The organism is uncultured Oscillibacter sp. (genome assembly GCF_950073225.1).
GTDB lineage: Bacteria > Bacillota > Clostridia > Oscillospirales > Oscillospiraceae > Oscillibacter.
This window is the reverse complement of record NZ_CATMPS010000003.1, coordinates 144,612-159,077: the sequence shown is the minus strand read 5'-3', so window position 1 is coordinate 159,077 and position 14,466 is coordinate 144,612. Positions and strand designations below refer to the sequence as shown.

General features: G+C 55.6%; 18 protein-coding genes and 2 pseudogenes. 15 read left to right on the top strand and 5 right to left on the bottom strand.

The features are described 5' to 3' along the window. Window positions 1–188, bottom strand: a pseudogene (locus Q1M04_RS03635) (hypothetical protein); the annotation flags it as partial. A gap of 20 nt (window positions 189–208) precedes the next feature. Between Q1M04_RS03635 and Q1M04_RS03630 the strand changes: the two are divergent. Both Q1M04_RS03630 and Q1M04_RS03625 read left to right on the top strand, forming a co-directional pair. Further along, window positions 209–1,267, top strand: a complete 1,059-nt coding sequence (locus Q1M04_RS03630) for a hypothetical protein (RefSeq protein ID WP_300446549.1) — start codon at window positions 209–211, stop codon at window positions 1,265–1,267. Between the two features lie 417 nt (window positions 1,268–1,684). After that, a complete protein-coding gene (locus Q1M04_RS03625; RefSeq protein ID WP_300446546.1) occupies window positions 1,685–2,104 on the top strand; it encodes a sigma-70 family RNA polymerase sigma factor in 420 nt (139 codons plus the stop codon). 92 nt (window positions 2,105–2,196) lie between these two features. Here the strand turns inward: Q1M04_RS03625 and Q1M04_RS03620 are convergent, their stop codons facing one another. Next, complete coding sequence (locus Q1M04_RS03620; protein WP_300446544.1) at window positions 2,197–2,667, bottom strand: DUF3879 family protein; 471 nt, start codon at window positions 2,665–2,667, stop codon at window positions 2,197–2,199. Window positions 2,668–3,601: 934 nt separating this feature from the next. Here Q1M04_RS03620 and Q1M04_RS03615 point away from each other — a divergent pair. The 3 genes from Q1M04_RS03615 to Q1M04_RS03605 all read left to right on the top strand — a co-directional run bounded on the left by Q1M04_RS03615 (window position 3,602) and on the right by Q1M04_RS03605 (window position 5,749). Beyond that, window positions 3,602–3,790, top strand: coding sequence for a hypothetical protein (locus Q1M04_RS03615; protein WP_300446541.1), 189 nt, complete (start codon window positions 3,602–3,604; stop codon window positions 3,788–3,790). Between the two features lie 91 nt (window positions 3,791–3,881). Next, a complete protein-coding gene (locus tag Q1M04_RS03610; protein WP_300446538.1) occupies window positions 3,882–5,387 on the top strand; it encodes a recombinase family protein in 1,506 nt (501 codons plus the stop codon). 98 nt (window positions 5,388–5,485) lie between these two features. Further along, window positions 5,486–5,749 (top strand): response regulator, encoded by a 264-nt coding sequence (locus Q1M04_RS03605; RefSeq protein ID WP_300446535.1) that lies wholly within the window; start codon window positions 5,486–5,488, stop codon window positions 5,747–5,749. Between the two features lie 288 nt (window positions 5,750–6,037). Here Q1M04_RS03605 and Q1M04_RS03600 read toward each other — a convergent pair whose 3' ends face one another. Both Q1M04_RS03600 and Q1M04_RS03595 read right to left on the bottom strand, forming a co-directional pair. Continuing rightward, the gene (locus tag Q1M04_RS03600; RefSeq protein WP_300446532.1) at window positions 6,038–6,772 is read right to left on the bottom strand and encodes a transposase; all 735 of its coding nucleotides are present in this window, start codon (window positions 6,770–6,772) and stop codon (window positions 6,038–6,040) included. An 88-nt stretch (window positions 6,773–6,860) separates the two neighbouring features. Beyond that, window positions 6,861–6,965: pseudogene (locus tag Q1M04_RS03595) on the bottom strand (hypothetical protein); the annotation flags it as partial. 362 nt (window positions 6,966–7,327) lie between these two features. Between Q1M04_RS03595 and Q1M04_RS03590 the strand changes: the two are divergent. The 10 genes from Q1M04_RS03590 to Q1M04_RS03545 all read left to right on the top strand — a co-directional run bounded on the left by Q1M04_RS03590 (window position 7,328) and on the right by Q1M04_RS03545 (window position 13,592). Then, on the top strand, window positions 7,328–8,047 hold the full coding sequence (locus tag Q1M04_RS03590; protein WP_300446529.1) for a LytTR family DNA-binding domain-containing protein: 720 nt from the start codon (window positions 7,328–7,330) through the stop codon (window positions 8,045–8,047). After that, window positions 8,044–9,348 carry an ATP-binding protein gene (locus Q1M04_RS03585; protein ID WP_300446526.1) on the top strand — a complete coding sequence of 435 codons (1,305 nt, stop codon included), beginning with the start codon at window positions 8,044–8,046 and terminating at the stop codon, window positions 9,346–9,348. The genes Q1M04_RS03590 and Q1M04_RS03585 overlap by 4 nt, the downstream gene beginning before the upstream one ends. Next, window positions 9,341–9,544, top strand: coding sequence for a hypothetical protein (locus tag Q1M04_RS03580; protein ID WP_300446523.1), 204 nt, complete (start codon window positions 9,341–9,343; stop codon window positions 9,542–9,544). Before Q1M04_RS03585 ends, Q1M04_RS03580 begins: the two co-directional genes overlap by 8 nt. A 12-nt stretch (window positions 9,545–9,556) precedes the next feature. After that, window positions 9,557–10,072, top strand: a complete 516-nt coding sequence (locus Q1M04_RS03575; protein ID WP_300446520.1) for a zeta toxin family protein — start codon at window positions 9,557–9,559, stop codon at window positions 10,070–10,072. 144 nt (window positions 10,073–10,216) lie between these two features. Continuing rightward, entirely contained in the window at window positions 10,217–10,393 is a 177-nt protein-coding gene (locus tag Q1M04_RS03570) for a hypothetical protein (RefSeq protein WP_300446517.1), read from the top strand. A 2-nt stretch (window positions 10,394–10,395) separates the two neighbouring features. Then, entirely contained in the window at window positions 10,396–11,103 is a 708-nt protein-coding gene (locus tag Q1M04_RS03565; protein ID WP_300446514.1) for an ABC transporter ATP-binding protein, read from the top strand. Further along, window positions 11,084–12,103, top strand: coding sequence for a hypothetical protein (locus tag Q1M04_RS03560; RefSeq protein WP_300446512.1), 1,020 nt, complete (start codon window positions 11,084–11,086; stop codon window positions 12,101–12,103). The genes Q1M04_RS03565 and Q1M04_RS03560 overlap by 20 nt, the downstream gene beginning before the upstream one ends. Next, complete coding sequence (locus tag Q1M04_RS03555; protein WP_300446509.1) at window positions 12,100–12,405, top strand: hypothetical protein; 306 nt, start codon at window positions 12,100–12,102, stop codon at window positions 12,403–12,405. Before Q1M04_RS03560 ends, Q1M04_RS03555 begins: the two co-directional genes overlap by 4 nt. Window positions 12,406–12,536: 131 nt before the next feature. Beyond that, window positions 12,537–13,010 carry a hypothetical protein gene (locus Q1M04_RS03550; protein ID WP_300446506.1) on the top strand — a complete coding sequence of 158 codons (474 nt, stop codon included), beginning with the start codon at window positions 12,537–12,539 and terminating at the stop codon, window positions 13,008–13,010. Between the two features lie 21 nt (window positions 13,011–13,031). Then, on the top strand, window positions 13,032–13,592 hold the full coding sequence (locus tag Q1M04_RS03545; protein WP_297997230.1) for a hypothetical protein: 561 nt from the start codon (window positions 13,032–13,034) through the stop codon (window positions 13,590–13,592). Window positions 13,593–13,736: 144 nt separating this feature from the next. Here Q1M04_RS03545 and Q1M04_RS03540 read toward each other — a convergent pair whose 3' ends face one another. Beyond that, entirely contained in the window at window positions 13,737–13,892 is a 156-nt protein-coding gene (locus Q1M04_RS03540) for a hypothetical protein (protein ID WP_297997228.1), read from the bottom strand. Window positions 13,893–14,466: the final 574 nt, after the last annotated feature.

The window sequence follows — 14,466 nt, the reverse complement described above, 5'->3', positions numbered from 1 at the left end:
AAATCCGACTTCTGCACGTCGGCAAACTCGACGCCAGGAGGTGGCGCGGGAGGCTCCGGCTTCTTCTCAGGCTGGGGAGGTATCTCCTGCGTGGTGAAACGCTTGACATATATCCGGGTGGGCTTGCTCCGGCACTTATAAACCCAATTCCGATCAGATGCGGGCGCTGGGGAATACCTCTTACACATGGGCCGCTCCTGACAGCCGTTTGCAGGCGGAGCTTCTGCCGCCGTCGGAGCAGCCGTCTTACACCGAGGAGGACGCGCTCCTCAACCAGTATATGAAGCAGTCCCGCATTGACGGCTATTTTGATGGTGATACGTTCGTGCGCACTTCCTCTGAACCTGTAAAGCTGATTTTGAAAAGCGACATCTCAAAAGCGGATTTGGAAAAATTCCGTGGCGAGCTTGCCGAAAAAGGGCTTGACGCAGACATTGACTGGCAAGGTGTAAAGGAAGATTTTGTGCAAATCGGCGTCGGCTTCGATAACATTGAGCGGTTTGAGCAAAAAGCCGATTACCTCGCCTCACGGTACGCGGTTTTGAAGGACCGCATACAAAATCAATTTACAGGAGAGCAACAGGAGGCGGAGTTGCAAAAGCTGGAGCAGATTTATACAGAGGCAAAAGAGGAAATGGCGAACACCTATGCGGAAAGTATCGGCGGCTTTTTCGAGGACCTGGGGCAGTCGGGCGCGGCGGAAGATATGCGGAACAGCGTTTCGGCGCTGGTAGATCAAAAGGCCAATGCTTACACGGATTACATTGAAAACAACAGAGACTATGTGAGCATTACCGATCCCGACAAACAGTGGCTCAAACAGGACGATGCATATATGGCGGCCCAGCTCCGGCAAAGCGCCTCGTCCGCAGAATTGCAAAAGCAGCCGGTCAATGAGCAGGCCCCCTATGATGGAAAGGATTTGGCGTTTGCCGGTATCTATGCGAAAACCCTTTCCCAACAACTGCAAAATCCAACCTGGAATGTCAATGAAAGTGACGCGGCCCTGGGCCAGCACCTTGCGGAGCAGTACGGCGCATTGAAAACCAGCGCCGGGAGCGCCGGTATCAGCGAAAAGCTGTCCAATATGCTTAATTCCTCCTTTGACCCGTTTATGGACCGGCTGATGGACTCGCTGGACGCGCTCATAGACCAGAACCGGGGATGGGTGGCGGAAAAGCCCTGGATGTCCGGCACGATTAGAACAAATTATATTGACCGGGAAAGCGTTTATCGCTCTTTCCAAAACGCGATTACCAAAGCGTAATATCCAGATTTCATAAGCCATTTAGCCGCCAACGGAAACGGCATATAAAAAAACCGTTGGATGGGCGGCTGTCTATTAACGCGCTCTGAATAAATACCAAACGGCGGTTTTGAAACAACGATTTCAAGACCGTCGTTTTTTACTGACACGGCGGCAAAAGGAGGTTATGCCGTGCCATTTTATATTATTTGTCCCCTTGATCTGTCAAAAAAAGCCCTCCCCCTCTAAAGGGAAGCCCTGACCGCAAATGCGAAAATTGTAAAATCCTGTCGCCCCGACACGTCCGTATGGCCTTGCGCCATGCGGACATTTTTATACCCCGGAGCCTCTGGACACCGTGTCCAGAGGCCCGCTGTCGTTCCCCGCCCTCCATTTCGATCTGTCCCTTTCCGCCCCGTATCGAAATGGAGGTTACATATGACGACCATCAAATTGAACAACTACTACCCCCATCTGACCGAGTGCGTCACCCTGGAAGTGTCGGAGGAGATTGCCGTGACCCTCTCCATTGGGGGCCGTATGTGCGACAGCTACAAGCGGCGCAAGCGGGACCATGACGAGTGCTCCCTGGACGGGACCCCCGGCTTTGAGGCCGACGTGACCTATCCCCCGCTGACCCCGGAGGAGATCATGGAGCTGGCCGAGGACCGCGCCGCCCTCTATGCCGCCCTTGACCGCCTCCCGCCCGTCCAGGCCCGGCGCATCTATGCCCACTATATCCTGGGCAGGAGCAAGACGGGAATTGCCAGGGCGGAAAATGTGACGGAGAACGCCGTCCGGGACAGTATCAGCCGGGGCATGGAAAAGCTCAAAATTCTTTTGGGGAATTTGCGCTGACCCTCTGTGAAATTCCCATAATTCGGCCCGCATGAGCGTATAGCCGTAAACATGAAAAACTGGCCTGGAGATTTGCTCCAGACCAGTTTTTCCTATGCTTTCATATCTACGCCCTGGCGGTATTCATCTAAGATGCTGGTGTCAAAGGGCTGCCCCACCTGCCAGCCGGGAACACGGGATTTTACAAAATCCTGTAATCTGACGGCCTCCTCACGATGGATTTGATTAAGTGTATATCCTGCATTAGCCCTATCCTTGGGAGGGAGTGTCAAGACATACGCTTTAATTGTATCCCCCATATCATTTCCGCTTGATGCAGTCATGCCGTAATATTTCTTCATATTATTAAAAGTCATATCTCTGATTCGTGTCTCTACTTCTTTCGATACTGGAATGATCTTAAAATCAGATTCTTTCATCCCAGTAATATCCATACCTTCGGGACAATAGGGATTTACATGGCCTTTTGGGGGGAGTGAACCATTGGGAAGGTTTGGTGTCGCGCTTTGCTGTTGATACCGGTCTCTGTTTACCATCATTCTTGCAAGAGCATTGATTGTCATATCGCCGCCTCCTTTTTGTGCTGATTGCAAGCCTATTTTTTATTTATATCGGCAGATTTAGGAAAAAATAAAGTCCTTTTCCAAAGAAAATTTGAGTTTTTAGAAATTATTTAGATGAAATTTTTTGATATTTTGTTCCATTGGCGTCACGGCCTTTCCAGATTATAAAAACACTCAAAATTCTTTTGGGAATTTGCGCTGACCGCCTGCGAATTGTGCTTATAACCCGCCTGATAGGTGAGGAGGGACAAGTCCCTCCCGCCGACAACTGAATATACAGTATTCCAGGCACAAAACCCGCGTGAATAGCGGCAAAAGGCGCGCCGCCAGGATGGGAGCTCCGAGGAGGTGAACAGGGAGCGGACCGAGCGATCAACGCGAACCTTTGACCCGGCTGTGGCAGGCCGGGCGCGACGACAGCGCGGGGGATTATGAAACTTGCTCACGCCCTCCCACGGACTTGCGGGGGAGCCCTGCGGTACGCGCCAGCCATAAAAGGGTTCCCAACGGATCAATGATCCGTTGGGAAGAGCCGGAACAGCGAAATGAACGAATTTTCGCCGCAAGGCGGAAATGAGCGATATGGAGCTTGTGACGGCGAGGCAGCGGTGCTGTGGAGCTATGACAGCCGGAGCCACCGGCGGCCTGGAATACTCCCCGCGCTGGGGGTGCGTGGCAAATACAGCGTACAACAAAAACTATGGGGGCCGCCCGCCTGGGGCCTGTCTGTCTTACGGCAGCCCAAACTTCCCCCGGCGCGGCGGTCCCGTTCGTGGATCGAAATGGAATACCCTGCTGGCCTCTGGACACCGTGTCCAGACGTGGAGCAAGGTTGAAAGGCAGCACTTCCAGGTGCTGCCTTTCTGCGTTTCCCCACTACCCAGCGGGAAACTTGTACGCATAGGAACCCCCGTTTTACATAGGAGGGCAGATTATGGCACACACGAGGACCAGCTACCACAAGGAAGTGAAAACGGCCTCTTTCCAGGGCCGGACGATTACCGTTGAAAACCTGACCCCTATTCTCGCCCCCAAGGTGCGGGACAAGCGCAGGCGGGAGATCGAGACGGGGCTTTATTCCGTGTTCCGCAAGTACGCTCCAGGCCGCGCGGAAATGCGCTGACCGGGTGACATCCTTGTGATTTGGGGCTGTCTTTGGTATAATATACTTGTAAAGGTTGACAGCTCCATTCCGATACGGAAAGGAGCCGACAATGGAAAATCGCATTGACGCTATCTACGCGAGACAGTCTGTGGACCGTAAAGACAGTATCAGCATTGAAAGCCAGATTGAGTTCTGCAAGTACGAGCTGCGGGGAGGGAATTTCAAGGACTACAAAGATAAAGGATTTTCCGGCAAGAACACGGACCGCCCCCGCTTCCAGGAGCTCATGGCCGACATCAAGCGGGGCCTGATCCGCCGGGTGGTGGTTTACAAACTGGACCGTATCAGCCGTTCTATTCTGGACTTCGCAACCATGATGGAGCTGTTCCAGCAGTACAATGTGGAGTTTGTTTCCTCTACGGAAAAGTTTGACACGTCCACCCCAATGGGCCGGGCCATGCTGAATATCTGTATCGTGTTCGCACAGTTAGAGCGCGAGACGATCCAGAAGCGAGTGACCGACGCCTACTATTCCCGGTGTCAGCGGGGCTTCCACATGAGCGGCGCGGCCCCCTACGGCTTCAAGCTGGAGCCCACCACCATCCAGGGCATACGCACGAAAATGATGATCCCGGACCCCGACACGGCGAATATCGCCCGGTTGATGTTTGAAATGTACGCCGAGCCGTCCACGTCATTCGGAGATATTGCCCGGTACTTCGCCCAGGAGGGCATCCTGGTGTATGACAAGGAGCTGCGCCGGGGCTTCATTTCTCAAATGCTCCGCAACCCCATTTACGCCCAGGCGGACCTGGAGCTGTACGAGTTCTTCAAGGGGCAGGGGGCCGTGGTGGTAAACGAGGCGGCGGACTTCGCCGGGACCAACGGCTGCTATCTCTACCAGGGCCGGGACGTGCAGGAGCGGAAAAACAAGGACCTGAAAAATCAGATCCTTGTGCTGGCCCCCAGCGAGGGCATTGTTCCCGCCGATACCTGGCTGCGGTGCCGGAAAAAGCTGATGGCAAATATCACGTTCCAGGGCGGGCGCAAGCCGAAAAATACCTGGCTGGCCGGGAAAGTGAAGTGCGGCCACTGTGGGCGGGCGCTGAAAAGCATGGGCAACCGGGCGGGAACGCAATATCTTCGCTGTACCAAGCGGGCGGACAACATGAGCTGCGAGGGCTGCGGGACGCTTCGGACGCCGGAGTTTGAACAGTTCGTCTATGAGGCTATGGTGCAAAAGCTGTCCGAGTTCCAAACCCTGACCGCCCAGGCGGAGACGGTCAATCCCAAATTGACCGCCTTAAACGTGGAGCTGGCCCAGGTGGAGGACGAGATTGAAAAGCTGCTGAACACCCTGACCGGGGCCAGCGCGGTTTTGATGTCCTACGCCAACGGGAAGATTGAGGAGCTGGACGCCCGCCGTCAAGGGCTGATAAAGGAGATTGCCGCGCTGAACGCCGAAAGCGTCTCCCCGCAAAAAATCGAGTACCTGTCCTCCCACCTGGGAAATTGGGACAACATCGACTTTGACGACCGGCGGCAGGTGGCCGACATCATTCTCTCCCAGGTCCACGCCACGGCTGACCGTGTGTCGTTTGAGTGGAAAATCTGATTTCTTACCCCCAGCGCCCTATTCAATGGTGTGTTTACCATTGTCAAGCGATGTTTGCGTTTTACAATGGCCTCACCAAAGAAAGCGAGGTGCGGTCTATGAGAAAAATATTGCTGGTTGACGACAGCAGCGCCATTGCACAAGAACCGGCAAAACTATTGAAGCGCAGAGGCTATGGGGTGCAAACAACAGTTACCGTGGCCGGGGCCAAGGAGGTCATTGAAAAGGAGCGGCCTCTTTTTATCAGCTCCGACCTTGATTTACCGGATGGTTCCGGCCTGGAGCTGTTGGACATGGTTCAGGCTGCTGACGCTGATTTTCCATCATCTCACCTCTCTTTCTTCGTGTCAATAGAAAAATGAAATAAATGAAATATTTGTCTCTTTCTATTCCGGGTGCTTCGGAGTGACCATTGCAAAACATTTCGTGACATTCAGAGAGCATTTCATAATAAACAGGCGGATGGCTGCTTGCCAGTGCAGGACAGCCGTAGTATAATATTTTGTCATAATAATATGGGAGCCCTGCAAACAAAAGTCAAGCCCTAAAACGAGAAAATTTTAGGGGGATGAAAAAGGGGCCAACAAACTAAGCCTGCAAAGTCGGATTTTTGCAGACCGAAATATGCAGCTTCACAGTTCCAATTACGGTTAAGCGGTCTCCTGGTTGTCAGCGGCGTTGAGGCATTCTTTGACCCTGGCGTAATAAATGCGCAGGAACTGGTTCTCGGCGGCGGTCATGTAGACGAAGTAGGGCTTGCCCTTGGAGCGTTTCTTGTTCAGGAACTGGTAGACCGGCTCTCCAAGAGTAATCCAACCACCAAGCGCGGCTCTCCCCATCTGCGCAAGACCTTGTACCAGATCGTCTGCACCCATCTGCGCAAGGCCCCCTCTGACGAGCCGCTTGCCGGAGTCATCCACGGTCGGATCAACGCCGGCGAAAGCGGAGATAGAGCTGCGCTGGGGAAAACGGCGCACATCGCCAATCTTCGCAATCAGCGGAGGAGCGGTTTTCTCACCCACACCGTATATGGCCCGGACGGTATCATACTCCGGGAGCTGCCTAGCAAGCCTGTCCATCTCAGCGCGGAGAACGGCCAGTGCGGACTTGGCCGAGGCCAGTTCTTTCGCTGCGGTGGTGATGAGCAGCCTGGTATTGCTGTTCCTGGGTAAGGTGGTGATATGACCTGCGCTGTCCATATACAGTTCCGCCGTTTTCTGTGGGCTGAAATGGTAGCCCTTCCGTTTGCACCACTTGCGGCAGCGCTCGGTGAACGCGGCTTCGCTGGCCAGGTTGATACACTCGCAGTGCCAGAAGGTCATGACAAAATCGACCCATTTCGCACTTCCGTCTGCCCGCTCCGGGCTGGAGAACAGTTCGTTCACCCCCCGGAAACACCTTGTCGGTGAGAGGAATGAGGTTGTTTGTCAGCGCCGCCGCCACCGGCTCATGATACCGGCCTGTGGCCTCCATGACCGCCCAGGTATCCTCCCCCAGCGCAAGAATAGCAAGCGCCATCTGCTCCAGGCCAGCCTCGGTATGCGGATACTCTTTTGTCCGAAGAGCAACTTCACCCATTGGCCGCAGAGCCGCCATCATGCTCTTTCCTTTTGATACGTCGATTCCTACTGCGTTCATGTTTTTCCTCCTGTGTGATTGGATATGGCGTCCGCCTCTTTTTCTCGCCGCTTGTTCTATCTCCTGGTTGACACGAGCGCACCAATATCGGGGCCCCCGACGAGATGGCTCTGCCTGCGCAAATCGAATGCTGCGAATGAGAGAGACGGCTGACGGACTCCCATGCGGGCGTGTTAGCCCAAGGTGATTTGTGTCAGGCCATTTATTCTCCTATTCTACAGCTTCAGCTTTGAGACGACAAAAGACACGGCTGGCTGCCGTGCCTTATACCGTAATCTATATTGTAGGAGGTGGATTACCCCATGCTGCGTATTGCCATCTGCGACGATGACGGCGCTACCGTCCAATCCAACCGAAAAATTGCTGAGGACTGCCTGAAGCAATGCGGAAGCGCCGGCGAGATCGCCGCCTACACCCACAGCGACAACCTGCTTTACGACATCACCGAGGATGGATTTTTCTTTGACCTAATCCTGCTGGACATCGAGATGCCCGGCAGCACCGGGATGGAGCTTGCCGGGAAGATCAGGCCCGTTTTGCCCAATGTGAAGATCATCTTCATTACCTCCCATGTGGAGTACGCCATCGACGCCTTTGAGCTGTCCATCTTCCGGTACGTTCCCAAGAATGACATCGCCCGGCGGCTTCCCGGGGCAATCTGCGACGCCATTCGGCTGATCGAGCTGGAGGAGGGGCAGTTCTATACCATCCAGACTAACAGCCGTCTGGAGAAAATTCCATACAAGGATATCCTTTTCCTCTCGCGGGACGGGAAAAACACCAGCATCACCACCGCAGGCGGCGCGGCAAAGGTGCGCAAGAGCTTACAGCAGGTCTATGAGGAGCTGGCCGCAGAGGAATTTATCTTCATCGACCGGGGCTGCATCGTCAACATGATCCATGTCATGCAGGTCAGGGAGGGTACGGTTGTGCTGAAAAACGGCGCCGCCCTCCCCATCAGCCGCTCCCATCTGCAAGAGGTAAAGGCGCAGATCAACGCCTACTGGGGGGCGCACATATGACGGATGTGTTTCTGCTGCTCTCCAGTATGTTGACCGGGGCGGTGCGTGTGCTTGTGGGACTGACTCTCGTTCACCGGCTGCTGTCCGTAAAGAGGCCAGACCGAAAAAGCATCGCGGCAGGGCTGGCCGGGGCGCTGGCCCTCACGGTTCTGCTGTCCCTGCTCCATGCGCCGGATTTCTACCGGATGGCCCTGGAGGCGGTTCTGATTGCCGCCTGCGCCCCCCGGCTGCAAGGGGCCGGGCTGAGAATGGGCCTGTTTGTCGGTATCTTTTACGAGATTGGCGTCTCCTTCTGGTCGTTTCTCTTATCGGCAGGGCTGGGTGTGCTGCTCCGCTCCCAGGATTTCCTCAATACCGGAACGCTGGCCGGACAGTCCGCCCTCTGGCTGCTCCACGGGCTCCTGACCGTTTTGGCGGTCTGGCTCTCCAGAGGCCGGGAGATCAACCGCAAATCCGCGTTCCGGGCCGTCTCCGCGCTGACGCTGGCGGGATTCCTCGGGGTCATCACGCTGTCGGAGCAAACCGTTCTGGCGATTCCCGACGATACCCTCTATATGTGGACCATCCTGGCGGTGGTGCTGATGATGTCGGTGCTGGTGTTCAACATCAACCGGCAGTACGAGGTGGAAAAGGAGCTGGCAAGGCTGAAATCGGAGCAGGCCGAACTGCTGGAGCGGGACTATACCGCCGTCAACCGGGCCTATCAGGTCAACGCCAGGCTGTTCCACGACTTCCACAACCACATCGGTGTCCTGCGGCAGTTCCTCACCCATGAGAAGTACGGGGAGGCTGTCCGCTACCTGGACGAGCTGCAAGCCCCTGTGCGGAACCTGACCGCCGCCGTCTGGACAGGGGACGAGACGGCGGACTACCTGATCAACAGCAAGGCGGCCGCAGCGGAGGCTGATGGTATCCGGTTCCAGGTCCAGGTGGAGTTTCCCCGCCGCACCAATATCCGCAGCGTGGATCTGTGCGCGATTTTGGGCAACCTGCTGGACAACGCCATCGAGGCGGCCCGGCAGGTAGAAAACCCAGAGAGGCGCACGGTGGCCCTCACCATCCGCCGCATCCACCAGATGCTGGTCATCAAGGTGGAGAACAGCTTCGCCGGCGCCCCTGTCCAGGAGAAGGGCGAACTGAAAACCACCAAGACCGAGGGCGGTCTCCACGGCTGGGGCCTGAAAAGCGCCCAGACCGCCGCGGAAAAATACGACGGAATGGTTCGGGCCGGTGTCTCCGGGGAGGTTTTCCGGGCGGTGGCTACACTGTCCTTTCAGGGAATGGAGGATATTCATGAGTAAATACGACGCTTTGTGGACCTATGTGCAAAAGGATGGAAGCCCGGCCCGGAAATTGACCTTCGGGCAGATCCAGGAGATCGCGGGGATACCCATTGACCACTCTTTCCTGAAATACAAAAAGGAATTGACGGACTACGGGTATCAGGTTGGGAAAATCTCTATGAAGGAGCAGACGGTTGTTTTTAGAAAGATTTAGCGGAGGAACTATATGATTATTTTAATAATGGGAGCATCACACAGTGGAAAAACAGTTCTTGCTCAGAAGCTGCTCGAAAAATATAAATATCCCTACTTATCAATAGACCATCTGAAAATGGGGCTGATTCGGAGCGGACATACGGAGCTTACTCCACTGAGCGCGGATGCTGACCTCACGGCATATTTATGGCCCATTGTTCGCGAAATGATCAAAACCGCCATCGAGAACAGACAAAACCTTATTGTCGAGGGATGCTACATTCCCTTTGACTGGAAAAAGGATTTTGAGGGGAAGTATCTCGACCACATCAAATATGTTTGCCTGATTATGAGCGAGAACTACATAAGAAATCATTTTCCCGATATAAAGGGATACGCAAGTGTGATTGAAAATCGTTTGGATGATGATGGCTGCACAATGGAGGGTGTGCTTGCCGACAATGCACGGATGCTGGAACTCGCTCAAAAATATGCGGTGAACTGTGTGCTGATCGACGATGAATACGATATTCCCCTGGAATTTTAGCCTGCCGGGCGCTTACCCTCTGCGGGCAAGCGCCCCTTTTCGCGGTCAAAAACCTGCCGTTTGCGGACATTCCCGCACAGCGCCCGGTTTTCTGCTATGATGCAGGTACATCAAAGGAAGCACTGCTTCAAGGAGGAAACTGTTATGCGTCATGCCTATATTCGTGGTATCCTGGCTCTGATCTGGCTGGCGGCGGCGGCCGTCAGCGGCGTGTCCGGCAATCTGGAGTGGGCCGGGCTTTATGTCCTGATGGGGGCGGCCTTCGGGTTTTCCGCCTGGGCCTCCTGGAAAAAGGCGAAGAACGATAAGAGGGGGAGTTGACCATGGGCGAAAACATCCTGGAGCTGCAAAACCTCCGCGCCTGGTACAGCGAGGGGAAAAACGTGCTGTCCGGCTTCTCCCTCCAGCTGCGGCCCCATGAGGTGGTGGGGCTGATCGGCCTGAACGGGGCGGGCAAGACCACCTTCTTAAAAACCCTGTCCGGTCTCCATGAGGGCTTCCGCTGCGACAGCATCTATCTGAACGGCCAGCCGATTACTTTTCGGGACAAGGGCTTCAAGCTGTGCCGGTACACCGTCTTTGCCGAGGACAACTCCTTCCAGTATTTCACCTTTCGGGAGTACCTGTCCTATGTGGCGGCGGCATACAAAACGAAATTGCCCGATGTGGCAGAACTGGTGCGGGGCTTTCACTTTGAGGACTACACCGGCACTCTGCTGAAAGACCTGTCCACCGGCAATAAGAAAAAAGCGTTTCTGATCACCGCCTTCGCCCTGAAACGGCCGCTCCTCCTGTTGGACGAGCCGGTAAACGGGCTGGACTTCCAGAGCACGGAGTACCTATACCAACTGATCGCCGGGTACAAAGAATACGGGACAGTCCTGTTCTCCTCCCACATCCTGGAGAGTATTACCCTGACCTCCGACCGGGTGCTGGTACTGGAGGAGGGCCAGATCCGGCGGAGCTTTGAGGGTGGCGAAATCAACGCCGCCAACATTCGGGAGGCCCTGCATGATGAAAATGAGCTTTGAAGTCACCGCCAAAAAGCTGTTTGGCGTGAAATATGAGCGGCTGATTCGGACGCTCTTTCTGGAGCTGGTGGTCTTCTGGGGGCTGCACATCTCCGGGTTCCGGGTGGAGATCGCCCCCTTGATCCTGTACCTGATGACGGTTGCTTTCTCCGCCGGGGTCATGTGGCAGGCCCTCTCCGCCGGGGACAACCGGGCCAACTTGGAAAATATGTTCATGCTTCCCTTTGAGGGCCGAACCCTGGTGTTTTCCTATGCAGCCGCCCTGGGGGCCTACACCCTGCTGACCAAGACTGCCGGACTGCTTGCCGTGGTATGGGCAGTCGGCCACTGGAGCTGGGCGGAGATTTTGGGGAGTATCCTCTGCGCCCTGGCCGCCATTGTGATCGTATCCTGTCTCTACCCCCTGCGCCTGGGGCGCACGGATGCCTACGCCTTTTATGTCCAACCTGCCAGCCGCAGGCGGACAGTCAAATCCCACCGCCGTTACTCCGTGTGGCGCTACCTCTTCCGCTACCTGATGGCCCACAAGAATTATCTGGTCAACACAGCGGCCATGTGGGGCGTGGCCTGCGTCCTGCCGGTGCTGCTGGGGCAGATGGAGGCCCGGTTCGTCCTGCCCATCGGCTTTGCCATCCTCTCCCTGAACACCCCTATCTGCATCCTGCTGTCCTGCGACCGGGCACTGGAGCGGGCGGTGCGGTTTCTGCCGGGGCAGGGAAGGGCATTCTGTGTCCCCTATTGCCTGTTCATTTTCGGGTGCAATCTGGCGGCGGACATCGTTTTCCTGTGCAGCTGGCAGATCCAACTCGGCGGGATCGGCCCGCTCCATGCTTTGACGGCGGCGGCCTTCGCTCTGCTGAGTGCGGTTGGCTCCGTCCTGCTGGAGTGGTACTTCCCCCTCCGGGGGTGGAAGATCGAGAGCGACCTCTGGCACCACCCGCGGAAATATATTGTGCCCGCTGTCATGCTCCTGCTAGCCGGGCTGGTGAGTATGATTTGAACAGATTTTCTGCCTGGGCGGACGGGATCACTCAGGCAGAAATTTTTCAAAAAAACAGTCCGCTGCAACATTTTGCCGCTTTGTCTGTCCTGCTGGTGGGACTCTCAATCGCGGTTGCGGTGTGCCGGGAAGTCAGCCGGCAATCCTTTGCCGGTGAGATCGTGCCGTATCAATTTCCAATTTTGGAAACGAGCCTGTTTCTTCTGGTGCTGTTCGGTCTGGAATTTCTCCTGTCCGCCTGGACGGCCGGCCGGCAGAGAAAGCGGTCCTTGGTCGAGCAGATGCGGGAGATGGAATCGTGATTTCAAAGAACATTTCATGACATCCAGGGAGCATTTCATTACAAGAGCCTTGAAATGGCGTCCTTTGCTCTATAGACTGATAAAAGCAAAGAAGTTTCTTCGCAATTCAGTCATAGAAAGGGGACGCAAACATGAACGTACAGATGATGGATGGGCTTCTGGGCGCCAGCTCCAATATCAAGCTGTCGGGTACGCCTATGAGCGTGTACCGGCAGGCCAGCGCCGAGGGCGACACGGAAAAGATGAAGCGGGCGCTGGGCTACACCGGCGAGTGTGCCGAAAAAGCGGTCAAGTACCAGGAGAAGCTGGACAAGGGCATGAAGGCCGAGGCGAAGGCAGAAAAGGAAAAGGCAGAGCTGGAGCAGGAAGCCGCCATCGAAAAGCGCCGTGAGGAGCGCAAGCGGGCGGAGGAAGGCACAGAATCGGGCCGCCCCCAGGAAACTGATTCGGTGCAGATCAGCGAGGCGGCGAAAGCGGCGCTGAAAAACAATACGCCCGTCGAGGCGCCGGAGTCCATTGACAGTGAGCCGGTCACCTATACGCCGGCCGGTGAAATTGCCGCCGCTCCGGTGGAAACCGAACCCACAGTTTCATTTACTGCGTAACATTTCAAGGAGGAATGCGTTATGATGCCGATTTCTGGTGTAAACACCGGCGCAGTCCAGCCTCTAACAACGGCTGAGAAGGTGCTGGGAGCGCCCAAGGTCCAGAAGCCCGAAGAGGAGGGCCGTCCGCTGAAGCCCGTGATGGACGAATACATCCCGGAGGAGCCCCAGGAGCCGTCGGGCCGCTACTGGATGGGCAAGGACGAAGACGGTCAGCCCAAAATCTATTTTGACGACCCGGAGCGGGCGGCAGACGCGCCCAAGCAGCCGGAGGACGCCCCCAACCAGCCGGAGGACGCCCCCGAAGCCGAGGAACCCGATCCGGCGGGCCAGGGCGCGAAGGGCCCTGAGAGGAAGAAGGACAAAGACGAGGTCTGGGAAGCCAATACCGACAAGGTGGACCGTGAGATCGAAAAACTGAAAAAGAAGAAAGAAGAGCTGGAGCAGCGACTCAATACCGAGACCGACGAGGCCAAGATCAAGGATCTGGAGCGTCAGCTGGCCCAGGTGGACAGGGAGCTGATGCAGAAGGATAACGATACATACCGGCGTCAACACACCACAGTCAGACAGCTCTCTTAATTTTTGAAAAGCGGCGGTTTGCGCAAACCGCCGCTTTTTCCGTTTTGACACATTGCTTTAAGGAAGGCAGAAATTTTCGTTCCAGGAGGGAGAACATGTATTGTACTCCTGCAACTGCGGAAAATTCATAGTCCCCCTGCCGGCTCAAAGCGTAGGAGCTTTCCAGCCGTCGATTTTCAGCGTCATCTTGTTGCGCTCTTGCTCGGTGATGAGTCCCTTTTCATAGAGTACCCGGTTATAGTAGGACAGCCAGAGCTGTCCGGCCAGGTCCCGCCGCTGCTTTGCGCTCTTCTCGGACAAGGGCTGTCCTCCTCTCTTTGTTTGGTAGGTTTGCCAGATTTTGCTTGGCTTATACCGTTTGAGATTTCTCACATAGTCTGCTGTTGGATCTGCTCATCCTCGGACGACTTTACATCATGAAGTGATCTCGGGAAGGAATCGGTTATAGCAGGCAAAAAATTCCCCGGCCTCTGGACAGAGGTCGGGGCTGACGGGGAAATATGTGTGCTGATGGTCGGTGGGGACGGACAGGAGGAGCGTTCCCCACTCATTGACCCGGCGGAATTGAACTACGCGGTATACCGCCGGGAAATTTAGCGCCCTTATGACGAGCACCCGGTGTTTGAGGAAAGGCTGGATATCCCTGAGTCCGATTTAGAGCAGCACCCAAAAATCATGAGAAACGTTCAGCGGTCCAGAAACCGCAGGGCCGCGTTGCCGTCCTTGACGGGCGTCGGCCCGCCTGCGTCCTCCGCCTTGCCCCGCGCTCCCTGCCCCTGCTTCCTTTTTTCTTATGATTTCTGGGTACTGCCTTTCCGGACTATTTTGTAAAGGCGGGCAGCTATTTCACGCTTAGGAATTTCCCATTCAAGCC

Bases quoted from the DNA above. Each gene is read 5' to 3' on its own strand.
- Q1M04_RS03625 (WP_300446546.1), top strand. From the start codon at position 1,685: ATGACGACCATCAAATTGAACAACTACTACCCCCATCTGACCGAGTGC.
- Q1M04_RS03620 (WP_300446544.1), bottom strand. From the start codon at position 2,667: ATGACAATCAATGCTCTTGCAAGAATGATGGTAAACAGAGACCGGTAT.
- Q1M04_RS03615 (WP_300446541.1), top strand. From the start codon at position 3,602: ATGGCACACACGAGGACCAGCTACCACAAGGAAGTGAAAACGGCCTCT.
- Q1M04_RS03610 (WP_300446538.1), top strand. From the start codon at position 3,882: ATGGAAAATCGCATTGACGCTATCTACGCGAGACAGTCTGTGGACCGT.
- Q1M04_RS03605 (WP_300446535.1), top strand. From the start codon at position 5,486: ATGAGAAAAATATTGCTGGTTGACGACAGCAGCGCCATTGCACAAGAA.
- Q1M04_RS03590 (WP_300446529.1), top strand. From the start codon at position 7,328: ATGCTGCGTATTGCCATCTGCGACGATGACGGCGCTACCGTCCAATCC.
- Q1M04_RS03585 (WP_300446526.1), top strand. From the start codon at position 8,044: ATGACGGATGTGTTTCTGCTGCTCTCCAGTATGTTGACCGGGGCGGTG.
- Q1M04_RS03580 (WP_300446523.1), top strand. From the start codon at position 9,341: ATGAGTAAATACGACGCTTTGTGGACCTATGTGCAAAAGGATGGAAGC.
- Q1M04_RS03575 (WP_300446520.1), top strand. From the start codon at position 9,557: ATGATTATTTTAATAATGGGAGCATCACACAGTGGAAAAACAGTTCTT.
- Q1M04_RS03570 (WP_300446517.1), top strand. From the start codon at position 10,217: ATGCGTCATGCCTATATTCGTGGTATCCTGGCTCTGATCTGGCTGGCG.
- Q1M04_RS03565 (WP_300446514.1), top strand. From the start codon at position 10,396: ATGGGCGAAAACATCCTGGAGCTGCAAAACCTCCGCGCCTGGTACAGC.
- Q1M04_RS03560 (WP_300446512.1), top strand. From the start codon at position 11,084: ATGATGAAAATGAGCTTTGAAGTCACCGCCAAAAAGCTGTTTGGCGTG.
- Q1M04_RS03550 (WP_300446506.1), top strand. From the start codon at position 12,537: ATGAACGTACAGATGATGGATGGGCTTCTGGGCGCCAGCTCCAATATC.
- Q1M04_RS03545 (WP_297997230.1), top strand. From the start codon at position 13,032: ATGATGCCGATTTCTGGTGTAAACACCGGCGCAGTCCAGCCTCTAACA.